12 protein-coding genes are annotated in these 14,150 nt (G+C 55.1%); 11 read left to right on the top strand and 1 reads right to left on the bottom strand.

Features of this window, described 5'->3' with window-relative positions; genetic code table 11:
• Positions 1-9 precede the first annotated feature (9 nt).
• The 11 genes from DDIC_RS08670 (at position 10) to DDIC_RS08620 (ending at position 12,488) form a co-directional block, all read left to right on the top strand.
• A complete protein-coding gene (locus DDIC_RS08670) occupies positions 10-801 on the top strand; it encodes an acyl-CoA dehydratase activase (protein WP_136400071.1) in 792 nt (263 codons plus the stop codon).
• Between the two features lie 16 nt (positions 802-817).
• A complete protein-coding gene (locus DDIC_RS08665; RefSeq protein ID WP_136400070.1) occupies positions 818-2,041 on the top strand; it encodes a 2-hydroxyacyl-CoA dehydratase subunit D in 1,224 nt (407 codons plus the stop codon).
• The gene (locus tag DDIC_RS08660; RefSeq protein WP_136400069.1) at positions 2,041-3,171 is read left to right on the top strand and encodes a 2-hydroxyacyl-CoA dehydratase subunit D; all 1,131 of its coding nucleotides are present in this window, start codon (positions 2,041-2,043) and stop codon (positions 3,169-3,171) included. Before DDIC_RS08665 ends, DDIC_RS08660 begins: the two co-directional genes overlap by 1 nt.
• 143 nt (positions 3,172-3,314) lie before the next feature.
• Positions 3,315-4,466 (top strand): YkvI family membrane protein, encoded by a 1,152-nt coding sequence (locus tag DDIC_RS08655; protein WP_136400068.1) that lies wholly within the window; start codon positions 3,315-3,317, stop codon positions 4,464-4,466.
• Positions 4,467-4,558: 92 nt separating this feature from the next.
• Positions 4,559-5,698 (top strand): acyl-CoA dehydrogenase family protein, encoded by a 1,140-nt coding sequence (locus DDIC_RS08650; RefSeq protein WP_136400067.1) that lies wholly within the window; start codon positions 4,559-4,561, stop codon positions 5,696-5,698.
• 247 nt (positions 5,699-5,945) lie between these two features.
• Positions 5,946-7,154 (top strand): MFS transporter, encoded by a 1,209-nt coding sequence (locus DDIC_RS08645; RefSeq protein WP_136400066.1) that lies wholly within the window; start codon positions 5,946-5,948, stop codon positions 7,152-7,154.
• Positions 7,155-7,240: 86 nt separating this feature from the next.
• Entirely contained in the window at positions 7,241-8,011 is a 771-nt protein-coding gene (gene fixA / locus DDIC_RS08640; RefSeq protein ID WP_136400065.1) for a putative electron transfer flavoprotein FixA, read from the top strand.
• 16 nt (positions 8,012-8,027) lie between these two features.
• Positions 8,028-8,963 carry an FAD-binding protein gene (locus DDIC_RS08635; RefSeq protein WP_136400064.1) on the top strand — a complete coding sequence of 312 codons (936 nt, stop codon included), beginning with the start codon at positions 8,028-8,030 and terminating at the stop codon, positions 8,961-8,963.
• 277 nt (positions 8,964-9,240) lie between these two features.
• On the top strand, positions 9,241-10,527 hold the full coding sequence (locus DDIC_RS08630; RefSeq protein ID WP_136400063.1) for an FAD-dependent oxidoreductase: 1,287 nt from the start codon (positions 9,241-9,243) through the stop codon (positions 10,525-10,527).
• Positions 10,524-10,808, top strand: a complete 285-nt coding sequence (locus DDIC_RS08625) for a ferredoxin family protein (protein ID WP_136400062.1) — start codon at positions 10,524-10,526, stop codon at positions 10,806-10,808. The genes DDIC_RS08630 and DDIC_RS08625 overlap by 4 nt, the downstream gene beginning before the upstream one ends.
• 165 nt (positions 10,809-10,973) lie before the next feature.
• Positions 10,974-12,488, top strand: coding sequence for an outer membrane homotrimeric porin (locus DDIC_RS08620; protein ID WP_168732510.1), 1,515 nt, complete (start codon positions 10,974-10,976; stop codon positions 12,486-12,488).
• A 161-nt stretch (positions 12,489-12,649) separates the two neighbouring features.
• Here the strand turns inward: DDIC_RS08620 and DDIC_RS08615 are convergent, their stop codons facing one another.
• On the bottom strand, positions 12,650-13,309 hold the full coding sequence (locus tag DDIC_RS08615; protein WP_136400061.1) for a GntR family transcriptional regulator: 660 nt from the start codon (positions 13,307-13,309) through the stop codon (positions 12,650-12,652).
• Positions 13,310-14,150 lie beyond the last annotated feature (841 nt).

Here is a 14,150-nt window from a genome sequence, read left to right as displayed (position 1 = left end):
GTCTTGTGCATGAATTCCATTTTGACAATGGGCGTAGACATCGGTTCTTCCGCCTCCAAATGCATCATCCTGCAGAACGGTGAAGACATCGTCTCCAAGTCGGTCGTTGCCGTAGGTGCGGGCACCAGCGGCCCTGGCAGGGCCATGGACGAAGCCCTGGCGGCCTGCGGCAAAAGCGCTGGCGACATAGCCTTTGTCTGCGCCACGGGCTACGGGCGCAATTCGGTCAAAGAGGCGAACAAAGAGGTGAGCGAGCTGAGCTGCCACGCAAGGGGGGCCGTGCGCCTGTTTGCTAGAGTACGTACGCTCATAGATATAGGCGGTCAGGACGTAAAAGCCATGCAGATTTCAGAACAAGGTATGCTTGTAAACTTTGTTATGAATGACAAATGCGCTGCTGGTACAGGAAGATTCCTCGATGTTATGTCCAGAGTGCTTGAGGTCAAGTTATCTGAAATGGCATCACTTGGCGCAAAGGCAACAAAGTCTGTCAAAATAAGCTCTACATGCACAGTGTTTGCAGAATCTGAAGTTATTTCGCATCTCGCAAGCGGAGTATCAATTCCTGACATTATTGATGGAATCCATCATTCGATCGCAAGCAAAACCGCAGGATTAGTGAAACGGGTCGGCGTCACGCCCCTGGTCGCCATGACTGGCGGCGTGGCCGCCGACGCTGAAGTTGTGCGCATCCTTTCGGAAGAGCTGCATACGTCAATCCAGGTATCGCCCCTCTCCGTGCTGTGCGGAGCTCTGGGCGCGGCCCTGTACGCGTACGACAGCTGTTCCAAAAAATCTTAGCTCAAGGAGACATCCCATGAGTGAACAGAATGTTGGCGAACCGGTGCCGGCAAAAATACGACTGCGCGACATTGCCGCAAAAGCTTATGAAGAGGCCTGGGAGGCCAAGAAGCGCGGCGAGATGGTGGGGTGGTGCGCCTCGAATTTTCCGCAGGAAATTCCGCAGACCCTGGGCATCAAGGTTGTCTATCCCGAAAACCAGGCGGCAGCCATTGCGGCCAAGGGCGGCGGCCTGCGCATGTGCGAGCACGCCGAAGGTCTGGGGTATTCCAACGATATCTGCGCCTATGCGCGCACCAGCCTGGCATTTCTTGACATCGGCAGCTGTGAAGAAATGGATATGCCCCAGCCTGACTTTGTTTTGTGCTGCAACAATATCTGCAACTGCATGATCAAGTGGTACGAAAACATCGCCAAAGAACGCAATATCCCCATGATCCTCATCGATATTCCGTTCAAGAATGATTACGAAACCGACGATGCTTCGGTGGAATACATCAAGGCGCAGTTTGACCATGCCATGCAGCAGCTTTCTGAAATTACCGGAAAGCCCTTTTCTGAAAAGCGCTTCAAGGAAGTAATGGATGTTTCGCAGCGCACGGCCAAGGCCTGGCTGCGCGCTGCCGAGTTCACCAAGTACGTGCCTTCGCCCCTCAACGGTTTTGACCTGTTCAACCACATGGCCGTTGCCGTGTGCGCCCGGGGCACAGTTGAGGCTGCCGAGGCTTTTGAGCAGCTTGCCGACGAATACGAGGCCGCCGTCAAAACCGGCGCCTCCACCTACAAGGGCGAACAGAAGTATCGCGTGCTGTTTGAAGGCATCGCCTGTTGGCCCTACCTGCGCGCCACCTCGGCTCCCCTCAAGGAGCACGGCATTAACGTTACTGCAACAGTCTACGCTACAGCCTTTGGCGTTCTTTACAACAACACCGCCGAAATGATGCGCGCTTACTCGTACGTGCCCAACTGCGTGTCTCTGGAGCGTGCCGCCGACATGCGCATCAACGTGGGTCGCGAAAACAAGATCGACGGCGCCATCATCCATACCAACAGAAGCTGCAAGCTCTGGAGCGGCATCATGCCCGAAGTGGAGCGGCGCATCCGCGACACGTTGCACATCCCCACCGTTACCTTTGATGGCGACCAGGCTGACCCCCGCGTCTTCTCAGAAGCTCAGTACCAGACCCGCATTGAAGCTTTGTGCGAAGTGATGGCTGCCAATAAGGAGGCGAAAGCATAATGAGCACGCTCAACGATACCCTTCAGAAACTGTGTGATGTGGCGGCCAACCCGGCTGCGCAGCTGAACGCAATGGTGGCGCAGGGCAAAAAGGCCATTGGCTGCTTCCCCGTGTATTCGCCCGCCGAGCTGGTGATCGCCGCCGGCATGACGCCTTTTGCCGTCTGGGGCGCTGAAATGGAAATATCCAGCGCCAAGAAGTACTTTCCTTCCTTTTACTGCGGCATTGCCCAGACCTGCCTTGAGATGGGGCTGAACGGCAAGCTCGACAAGCTCTCCGGCGCCATGATCCCCGTGTTGTGCGACACGCTGAAGTGCCTGGGGCAAAACTGGAAGGTGGGCGTCAAAAACGTCCCGTTCATCCCCGTTATCCATCCTCAAAACCGCAAGCTGCCTGCTGGCGTCGAGTTTATGCGCAAGCAGTACGTGGCCATTGCCGAAAAACTGTCGGCCATTTCGGGCCGCAAGGTGGACAAGGCCTCGCTGCAAAAGGCCATCGACACCTGCAATGCCCAGCGCGACGCCCTGCGTGAATTTTCCGATGTGGCCGCGCTGTACCCCCACCTGATCTCGCCCGCGCAGCGCAATGCCGTCATCAAGAGCGGCGGTTTTATGGACAGGGCCGAGCATACGGCCGCTGTCCGGCAGATCATTGAACAGTGCCGCCAGCAGCCCGTGAAGGAATGGAACGGGCACAAGGTCGTCACCACGGGTATTCTGGCTGACAGCCCGGCCCTGCTGCAGGTGCTGGCCGACAACAAGTTTGCCGTGGTTGCGGACGAAGTGGCGCAGGAGTCGCGCCAGTACCGCACCGATGTCCCGGCGGACGCCGACCCCTTCAATGCCCTGGCCAGACAGATCTCCGACATGGAGGGCTGCTCTGTGCTGTACGACCCCGACAAAAAACGCGGCCCCATGCTTGTGGACATGGTCAAAAAGCACGGCGCGCAGGGCGTTGTCTTTTTGATGACCAAGTTTTGCGACCCCGAGGAATTCGACTTCCCCATGGTGAAAAAGGCCCTCGATGCAGCGGGTATCCCCATGGTGAGCGTTGAGGTTGACCAGCAGATGCGCAGCTTTGAACAGGCGCGCACTGCGTTGCAGACATTTGCAGACGTGATTTCGGCCTGACTGGTGTTCCCGCGCCGGAGTGGTTCCGGCGCGGGAACATTGATGGGTGGCGGTTTTATGAAAACGGGCGGCGCTTGAGGCGCACTGCTTGCCAGTGCTGTATCGGGAGCGGTTCTCAACCCTTTGAAAAAATGGGCCTGGGTATGACCAAAAAATTCATTCCTGCTTGGTTGTTGTGTTCAACCTTCTGGTTTGCCATGCACTCCGGCGGCGGTTTTGCCTCCGGGCAGCAAGAAGTGCGGTATTTTCTCACCAGCGGCTGGACTTGCGTGTTCCTTCCTTTCCTCGCCATGAGCATTCAGGGCTGCTGCGTCTTTATGATGTGGGAGTTTGCGCGCGTCAGCAAGTCGTACGACCTGCGGTCGTGGGTTGACCGCTTTTATTATCCTTACGACAAGATTTTCGCCAACCTCCAAGATGCTGTTTTCATCATCTTTTTGTGCATGCCTCCGGCAGCGGCCATCGCCGGTGGTTCGTCCATTCTGGAGCACTCGTTTGGCACTCCGTATTTCATCGGCACCATGATCATGACCTCCATCGTGTTCTTGTGCTCGGTGTTTGGCGCTGAGCTGGTGCGCCGTCTGGCAGGCATCAAGACCGTCGCCTTGCTGTTCTTTTTGGGCGCGGTGGTGGCTGTGGGCATCAATACCAAGTGGGACGTGATCCTTGCCAACATCCACAACCAGATCGCCCCGGCCGATTTCAGCTGGACCCACGCTCTGTGGATGACCCTGATTTATTGCTCGTTCCAAACCTTTATCGCGCCTTTTGTCTCGGTGGCCGAACCCCTGCAAACCCGCGCGCATTGCGCCAAGGCCGCCTTAACCGGCGTGCTGATCAACGGCACGTGCCTGTCCCTGGTGTGCTTTATGCTGCTTGGCTACTACCCCGAAGTGCTCAGCGAAAAGATCCCGATTCCGGTGCTCTACATCGTTGAACATCTTGATCAAAACCTGCTGCGTACATTCTACACCATCGCCATGTTCTTCGCCTTTATTTCTACGGCGTTCGCCTTTGTGTTCTCTTCGGTGCGCCGCTTTGAGAATTCCAAGGTCTGGAAGCTGCTGCCCGAGGAAAAAATACCCTCACTGCGTTCGAGAAACTGCATAATTGCTCTTATTACACTGCTTTATGCATTTGCCGTGTCCCAGCTTGGCCTGGTGACCATTGTGGCCAAGGGCTTTGCGTACATGGGGCTGTTTGGCCTGATTCTTACCGTCATACCGCTGCTGCTTTTCGGCCCCATGAAAATACGCGGCTACGCAAAGCGCAACGGCGCGCACGAAAGACCCTAGCGCCAGGCAAGCGGCGAGCGGGGGGGGAATGCCCGGTCGCCTGCCGTTGCTGGCGGAGCACCCGCATAACTGTCTGAAAAAGAGGAACTCGTATGGATTTTTCGCTTACCGAAGAACAATCCCTGATCAAGGGCATGGTCAAGGAATTTGTGGAACAGCATGTGGCCCCCATTGCCGCCGAGATCGACAGAGACCACCGGTTTCCGTCCGAGAGCATCAAACCCATGGCTGATCTGGGACTGTTTGGCTTCTGCCTGCCCGAAAAATACGGCGCCAGCAACGCGGATGCCATCAGCTATGTGCTGGCCACAGAGGAAATTGCCAAAGTCAGCGCCGCCCATGCCATGATCATCGGCTCGCAGTGCTCGCTTACCATCCCGATTCTGCTCAAGTACGCCAACGATGAAATCAAGGATCGCCTGATCCCCGGCATGATCAGCGGCGACAAGCTCGGCTGCTTTTGCCTTTCGGAGCCTGGGGCCGGCTGCGATGCCGCCAGCCAGCAGACCACTGCCGTGCGCAAGGGCGACACCTATGTGATCAACGGCTCCAAGTTGTGGATCACAGCCGCGCCCGCCGGGTCAGTGTTTATTGTGCTGGCCATGACCGACAAGAGCCAGGGCGTCAAGGGCATCACCGCCTTTTTGGTTGAAAAGGGCACCCCCGGCATCACCATCGGTCAGCCCGAAGAAAAGATGGGCATGAACGGGTCTGAAACCTGCGCCGTCGATTTTTGCGACTGCGTCATACCTGCCTCCAATCTGCTGGGCAAGGAAGGCCAGGGCTTCAGGATCGCCATGGAAACACTGGACAGCGGCCGCATGAGCTGCGCCGCCATCTCTCTTGGTCTGGCCCAGAGCGCTCTGGACGCCACCGTTAAATACACCAAGGAACGCATCCAGTTTGGCAAGCCCATTGCCGCCAATCAGGGCGTGCAGTGGATGATAGCCGACATGGCCACCCGTGTGGACTGCGCCCGCATGCTGGTGTACCGCGCCGCGGCCCTCAAGGATGCAGGCGAAAAGTTCAGCAAGGAATCGGCCATGGCCAAACTGTACTGCGCCGAAACCGCCATGTTTGTGACCCACCATGCCGTCCAGCTGCACGGCGGTATGGGCTACACCAAATCTTACCCTGTGGAACGGCTGTTCCGCGAAGCCAAGCTCACCGAAATCTTTGAAGGTACGAGCGAGATTCAGCGGATCGTCATTGCCAAGCACGTGCTCGGGTAGGATGCCATGCGTCCGGCGGTCCCGGCTGTTGCCGGGGCCGCCGATAAATGGCGCAGGCCGCCATTTGCGGCTGCAGCAGCCGCACCAGGACCGGATTGCGTGGCAAATCGGCAAACATGAAATGTAACGTACATATTGTACATGTCGGCTCCAGCAAAAAATGAACATTACCGGGCAAGTAAATACTAACAAAAGATGGGTTGGAGCTGATTATGAATAACGTATTGCAAGAAAAGCGGGCACTCTGATGCAAAAGCGCCATCTGATAGCACTTTCAGGAATGCTTACGCTTCTTCTCCTTGGCGTGGTGTACGCGTGGTCTGTTTTTGCCGGGCCAATGGAGAAAGAATTTAGCTGGCAGCGATCGCAAACATCAATGGCATTTTCCATATGCATGTCGATGTTCTGCATCGGCGGGCTGATCTCGGGCATTTTGCAGAAAAAATTTTCTTCGCGCGTTGCCCTGTGGGGATGCGCTCTGGCCATGGGCACGGGCTTTTGCCTTGCCTCGCGCGTCACGTCGCTGACCGCGCTGTACCTGACCTACGGCCTGTTAGTCGGCCTTGGCGTCGGTTTGGCCTATAATGCTGTTTTGAGCACTGTTTTGCGCTGGTTTCCTGACCGTACAGGCTTTATCTCGGGTCTTTTAATGATGGCCTTTGGCTTTGGCGGCATGGTGCTTGGGGCATCGGGCAGCCTGCTGGTCAAGGCCATCGGCTGGCGGCTGACATTTTTTGCCATCGGCGTGGTGTTTCCGGTTGTGATTCTGCTGTGCTCTGCGGTTATGGCCCCCCCCAAAGCCGGTCAGCTCTGCGCTGAAAATTCCGCAGCCTGCGGGGGGCAGAGACGGGAGGACATAACGGCGTCGCTCATGCTGCGTCGGCCAAGCTTCTGGATATTTTTTGCATGGTCGAGCCTGCTTTCCGCCGCCGGGCTCATGCTCATCGCCCATTCTGTGCCCTTTATGGCGGGCATGGCCATAGGCGCGGATGAGGCCGCCCTGCTGGCAGGCGTTGTTTCCGTCTGCAACGGGTTTGGGCGCGTGATAGTGGGCGGCCTGTACGACAAAATCGGGCGTGCGCGCGTCATGCTGCTTGTGGGTGCGGGCTTTTGCATTGCAGGGGGCATCCTGCTGTACGCCTTGCGAATGGGCGATATCAAGCTTGCCGTGGCTGGCTTTGTGCTGACCGGCCTGAGCTTTGGCGGCGTGCTGCCCATGAACGCCGTTTTTATCCGCTCCTTTTATGGCGAATCCAACTACCCGGTAAATTTCAGCATGGTCAATATGGTGCTCATTGTGGCGTCATTTTTGGGACCTTACGTGGCGGGGCTGCTGCATGGAACCAGTGGTTCATATGCGCCAATGACCATCTTTATCATTATGCTTGGTAGCCTTGGAACAGTCCTGACCATTGTTCTGAACAAGTGCAGGGAGGCCAGGGAATACGGAATCTAGAGCATAAGCACTGTATTTGTTCCGTGACTTGTCCATCAAGATACAGGGCATAATCAATTTTAAATTAATAAGACGCGAGGAGAACTATGAAAATCATTTCCTGCTGCAAGATTGTTCCTGAAGAACAGGACATCTCCGTAAATAGCGATAAAACCCTCAAGCTGGACAAAGCCGGTTTGAAGATCAGCCTTTATGACCTGAACGCCCTTGAAGCCAGTGTGGAACTGGCGGCTGCCCAGGAGGGCAGCACCGTAACCGCCCTGACCGTCGGCGATAAGGCGAGCACGGGCAACACCAAGGTTCGCAAGGATATTTTGTCCCGTGGGGCCGACTGCCTTGCCGTGGTGGGCGACGATGCCCTTGTCGGGATACTGCCTGGTGAAACCGCCAAAATCATGGCCGGAGCAGCAAAAAAGCTGGGTTTTGACCTCATCCTGTGCGGCGAAGGCTCGGCTGACCTTTACGCGCAGCAGACAGGCCTGCTTTTGGGCGAGCTTTTGGGCGTGCCCAGCATCAACAGCGTGGGCAAAATCACGATCAACGGATCCACCGCACGGGTAGAGCGCGATCTGGAGGACGAAGTGGAAATCGTCGACGTGCCCCTGCCTGCGGTTCTCTCTGTCACCACCGACATCAATGTGCCCAAGATCCCGAGCATGAAAGCCATTCTGGCCGCCAGCAAAAAGCCGGTGGAAGAAATTGCGCTGGCTGACGCCGGTTACAGTTCTGACCCCGCCAGCACAATGCTCTCCATCCTTGCTCCTGATCAGACAGATCGCAAGAGGGAGATCATCGAGGGCGATTCGGAAGAACAGATCGCAGCTTTTGCGGCCAATATCCGCAAGATTTTGAACTAGTTGTAAGGAGTGAGCAATGTCTAAAATGCCCATAATTTTTGTGTTCAGCGATAAAAGGGACCGCCTGCCTGAAATCATTGCCGGGGCCCGCGCCCTGGGCGAAGACGTGTGCGCTTTTGTGGTGGGAACCGACGAAGACTCCCAGTACGCCGCATCGCTTGGTGCCGGTGTCGTATATACATTCGCCCCGCAGGATGGCGTAATGCTTGAAGATTACGCACCGTCCTTTGCTGCCGTGGTTGCCGCATGCGGCAAAAAGGCCATGGTGCTTGTGCCCCCCAGCAAGCGAGGCCGCGCCCTGGCCGCCCGCATGGGCGTGCAGCTTGGCGCGGCTGTGGCCAATGAAGTGACCAGGATTGAAATTGCCGATGCCGTCACCGTCAGCCGCATGGTTTTTGGCGGGTTGGCCTCCGGCAGCGAAAAGATCACCTCGCCGGTCTGCGTTCTTAGCCTGGCCTCCGGCTCGTACGAACCTGCAGCCCCCGACGCTTCACTCAAGGCCGAACTGAAGCAGGGCGTTTTTGTGCCACCGGCCGTTATGCCCAAGGTCGTGGGGCTGACGTCAAAGCAGGGCAGCTCCGTTGACCTGTGCAAAGCCAAAAGAGTGCTGTGCGTGGGGCGCGGCTTTGCCAAAAAGGAAGATCTCGCCCTGGCGGAAAACCTCGCCAGCGCCATTGGCGCTGAGCTTGGCTGCTCCCGCCCCGTGGCTGAAGGCGAAGGCTGGATGGAGCGCGAGCGCTACGTTGGCGTCTCGGGCGTGATGCTGAAGGCGGACGTCTACTTTGCCGTGGGCGTTTCCGGCCAGATCCAGCACATGGTTGGGGCCAACGGCTCCAAGGTGATCATAGCGGTCAGCAAGGACAAAAACGCCCCCATATTCAATTTTGTGGACTACGGCATTGTGGGAGACCTGTACAAGGTTTTGCCCGGCCTGACCAGTTTGTTGAAATAAATCATGTTAAATTGCTGACTTACATGAGTAATGTCGGCGTAATAAACCCCCGTGGAAACGGCTTTCCCGAGAGGATGCGTCACCGATCGGGAAAGCCGCAAAGCAAGGCAGCTTGCATTGCCGTTGTGATTGTATGCCGGTTGTGGACGATTTTTGCCGCAAGGCGCGGCCAGTTGCTGGCAAGGCGACGCAGCGGCGGCAGGGTACAGATTCGAGTTCGTGCGGGCCCGTATGACGCTTCAAGGGCTGATGCAAAATTATGCCGAGAGGTGGCGCTATGTCGGATGACAAGTTTGACGCAATTATCGTGGGGGCCGGTTTGGCCGGCTGCACCGCCGGCTATCTGCTTGCCAAGGAAGGTCTCTCTGTTCTGCTGATAGAGCGGGGCAACTACGCTGGCAGCAAAAACATGACCGGCGGGCGTCTCTACGCGCACAGCCTGGAAAAGATCATGCCCGGGTTTGCCGACGAGGCTCCGATTGAACGGCGCGTCGCCCGCGAAAAGATTTCATTTCTGACCGCGGACAGCGCCGTGACCATGGACTACCAGACCGCGCGCTCCATGCAACCCGAGGAGCAGTCGTACACGGTCCTGCGCGGCAAGTTTGACCAGTGGTTTATGGAAAAGGCCGAAAGCGCCGGGGCGCAGCCTATCCCCGGCGTGCGGGTGGAAGAGCTCATCGTGCGTGACGGCAAGGTCTGCGGCGTGAAAGCTGGCGAGGATGAGCTTGAGGCCCATGTGGTCATACTGGCGGACGGCGTCAATTCCATACTGGGCGAACAGCTCGGCATGGTCGACAAGGTTACGCCCCACACCGTGGCTGTGGGGGTGAAAGAACTCATAGAGCTGAGCCCCGCCCAGATGGCCGACCGTTTTGGCTGCGTGGGCAAGGACGGCATGGCCTGGCTGTTTGCCGGGTCCCCCTCCAACGGATACCTGGGCGGCGGTTTTCTTTACACCAACGAAACCACCGTTTCTCTGGGCCTTGTGTTTGGCCTGCACAGCGTGGCCCTCACCAACAAGAGCGTGCCGCAAATGCTCGAAGACTTTAAAAATCACCCGGCGGTGGCTCCCCTGGTGAGCGGCGGCAAGCTTGTTGAGTACTCGGCGCACGTTGTGCCCGAGGGCGGGCTCAACATGGTGCCCAAGCTTGTGGGTGACGGGGTGCTGATCGCGGGCGACGCTGCGGGCTTCTGCCTCAACGTGGGCTACACGGTGCGGGGCATGGATCTGGCGGTGGCTTCTGGCGAAGCCGCGGCCAAGGCGGTTATGGCCGCCCGCAAGGCAAATGATTTCAGCGAAGCCGGTCTTGCCTCCTACAAAACCCTTCTGGATGAAAGCTTCATCATGAAGGACATGAATCTTTATAAAAACCTGCCAGCATTTTTGGATAATTCTCGAATTTTTAACGATTACCCGCAAATGGCCGCAGCCGTGATGCGCCAGATGTTCACCATCAACGGGCCGGAACAGCCCCTCTGGAAAAAACTCTGGGGCGAGGTCAAAAAGGTTGGCCCCCTGAACCTGATGAAAGACGGCTTCAAAGGAGTGCGTTCCATATGAACAGCGTAAACGTGGATGTCAAACTTGGCGTCAACAAATTTTATGTGGATGAAAGCAACGCTCATATTGAACTGGTCGACAACCCTGATCCAGAAGAGTTCAGAAAGCTGATGATGGCCTGTCCTGCAGGCTTGTACAAGCGTGGCGAAGACGGCGCAATAATCTTCGACTATGCAGGATGTCTTGAATGCGGAACATGCCGCGTCTTGTGCGGAAAAACAATTATAAAAAAATGGGAGTACCCCTGTGGAACTCTCGGTGTTGAATACAGGTTTGGATAACAAGCAGCTAATGCAACTTATAGTTGCAATATAGATATGTTTTTTTGCCAGGTGCATTGTCTGGGTTGTGTTTATTGAGGAACGAACGCTGCACTGCATGCACCTGGTAAATAGAGTGGCAGAGGCTTTGTGTGTTGTGCACAGTTAAGAAAGGAGAAGCAGAGGATGAAAAAGATAGCAGTATTACTCTTGGCGGCAGGCCTGTTGTTTGCGCTGCCGGCAGGGGCAAATGCCGTCGATTTCAAGGCTAAGGGCCGCTGGTCGTATAACTTCAGTTACGGCCAGAACGGTTCCTTTACTGGCGGCGGTGGCCGAACCGGGTTTAACCAGTCTGAAGATGAATTTGAAGCGAATCAGATGGTCCGGTTGCAGCTCGAAGCCGTAGCCTCGGAAAATTTGTCAGGAACCGTGCAGTTTGAGATTGGGGGCTACAACCGTGGCATGGGCCAGTACTGGGGCGCCAATTCCAGCGGTGGCGCGCTTGGCGCCGACAGCACCTGGATAAAGGTCAAGGGTGCTTACCTTGACTGGATGGTTCCGCAGACCGATCTGAAAGTGCGTATGGGTATTCAGCCCATGCAGCTGCCCGATTTCATCAACAGCAACCAGGTGCTCGCTGACGACGTGGCGGCCATCACCACTTCGTACGCCTTCAATGAAAACGTGGGCGTCACCGCATTCTGGGCCCGCATTCTTAATGACAACTCCACTTCGGCGACCAACCGTTACGCCAACTATATGGACAACCTTGATGCCTTCGGCCTGACCGTGCCGTTGACCTTTGACGGCGTCAAGGTAACCCCCTGGGGCATGTATGCCGGCATCGGACCCGCCATCAACTATAACTCCGTCAACAACACCCAGATATACACCTACGCCAGCAACGCCTCTGGCTCTTCGCTGCGCTCGGGCTTGTTGCCCCTCTACGGCGGGCGTCATAACCAGAAGCTGTCGCAGTACGGCAATGCCGTATGGTTCGGCCTGCCCGGGCAGGTTACGGTTTTTGATCCGTTCAGAATTTCGTGGGATTTCGAATACGGCTCAGTGCAGTATGACGACAGCTCCATGAACAGGTCTGGTTGGCTGGGTACGGTGCTGTTGGAATACAAGCTTGACTGGAGCACCCCCGGCCTCTACGGCTGGTACGCCTCAGGCGACGACGATAATCTGGGCAACGGTTCGGAGCGTATGCCTTTCATGCACCCCAACAACCCCAACGATTTCTCTGGCTTTGCCTTCCATGGCGACCCGATCATGGGCCGCGACAGCCTCGTGGGCAAGTCCATGTCCGGCCTTTGGGGCATTGGCGCCCGGTTGAAGGACATGAGCTTTATCGACAACCTCTCCCACACCATCCGCATCAACTACATGGGCGGTACCAACGATCCGGGCATTCTCAAGAAGATCAACAATTCCAGTGGCTCATGGATGTCTGCCAACGACGGCAGCATCGCCGGGCGTGAAGGCCTGTATCTGACGCGCAATGACGGCGTGCTCGAATTTGGCCTGAGCAACAAGTACAAGATGTACGACAACTTTGTTGTCTACCTCGATGCAAACTACGATGCCCTGTACCTTGACAAGTCCAAGACCGTCTGGGGCAACAGCCGTATGAACGGCAAGAGCGACAACGTGCGCGACGCCTGGAATGTGGGCGTGACCTTCGTCTATCAGTTCTAACCCTCCTCCACGACAAGGAAGGGGCGCATTTGCCTCGCGCCCCTTCCTCTCCCTTGAGCGCCCATGTCCTTCCCATGGGCGCTTTTGCTCAATCGGCAAGCGCACATAAGCGCATTGCTGCAAATAATCGCGGGAAAGTGTCGTATAGAGGAGAGGGGCAATCAGGATTTATGGGGCACGGACTGCATTTCAAACATTTTGGCAATTTCAATGGCGGTAGACCGGCTTGTGCGCAGGTGTTCTTCCAGCGCTTTTTTGGCGGCGGGCAGATTTCTGTTGAACAGAGCATTGAGAATTTTTTTGTGTTCTACAATACCAAGGTCATATCTGGCCTTGCCCTTGGCATTGAATCTTCTGATGCGTTCAATTTGACCGTTAATGGCCTGTATAAACGACACCAGCCTTTTGTTGTAGCTTTTTTCAATAATGAGGTTGTGCAGCAGCAGGTCAGAAAGATGAAATTTTTCCCAGTCGATATTTGTCTCGGCTTCTTTGGTAAGCCTGTTGATAATTTCAATCTCGCTGTCGTGCATCCTCGACAGGCCTTGCTCCAGCGCCCAAAGTTCGCACAGTATCCGCAGATCATAAATTTCAGCAGCATCTGAAGGCGATACCACCAAAACAAAGGTGCCCCTGGCAGGGTAGCTGATCAAAAGCCCATCTTTTTCCAATTCGCGCATGGCCTCGCGGATGGGGGTACGGCTCATTTTCAGGCGCTTTGTCAGCTCCTGTTCGCGAATGGGCGCTCCAGGGGCAAGCTCATTGCTAATGATTGCATTCCTAAGGTAATTGTAAGCCTGTTTTTTTCTGTCATTCAGCATGGTAGTATTCCAAAACCTGTATTATATTGTGCTTGTATTAGTAGAGATATTGATTACTTCATCTCCAATATTGACTTTGCATCGCAATGTTATCGCAATACAGTCAAGCCAGTTGCATTGTGTCGTATCTCAAAATAAATATTTACTGCGTCAAAGAAACATGATGCTTGTCCTGTTGTCTTAAAATGCTCCAAGCGTAAATTTTTTTCTGCGGCGGTTATAGCGGACTTATTCTTACATGCACTATTCTCAAATGATAGCGTAGCATCAATTTGCCCCAGCGTCAGCAGTGAATAACGCATGCCGGTCTGGCCAGGCAGAATAACAGTCAGATATCTCTCGTAGTTAGCGCGTCCTAAAAATTGTAGCCCAGCTGGTGGCAGTGCGTTGCCACATGATGGCAAGCGCAACGTGCACGCCCGTTTTAACCAAGTTAAGGCGGGTTATCCATGCAGCTTCATCTCAAGCGATCTTTGTGTGGGGCAGGGCAAGACGGCAAAATTTGTTGAGACAGCATTAACTTGGTCGGCAAAATAAATATTTTATGCGCAGGCGTCAAATCGATGATTCCAGAGGCTGTCTGCAGGACATGCTCCAATGATTGGTTAATTGTTTTTATAAACAGATAGCAGGATGATATTTGCCGAAATTTCACATAACTTTGTTCTGAAAAAAATAAATTTCGTTTCAACGCCCCCAAAGATTTTTTTGTGTGTATGTAATGATATGTATATATATGTATAAATAATTGTTAATCTGTTTGCAATGAAGTTGTCTGATTCATGTTTCAGGACAGTTTGTGCAGCAAAACTATTACCGAAAATTTTGCCATATAAGCAAA

The organism is Desulfovibrio desulfuricans (assembly GCF_004801255.1).
Taxonomy (GTDB): domain Bacteria; phylum Desulfobacterota; class Desulfovibrionia; order Desulfovibrionales; family Desulfovibrionaceae; genus Desulfovibrio; species Desulfovibrio desulfuricans_C.
This window is presented reverse-complemented; position numbering and strand designations above follow the sequence as displayed.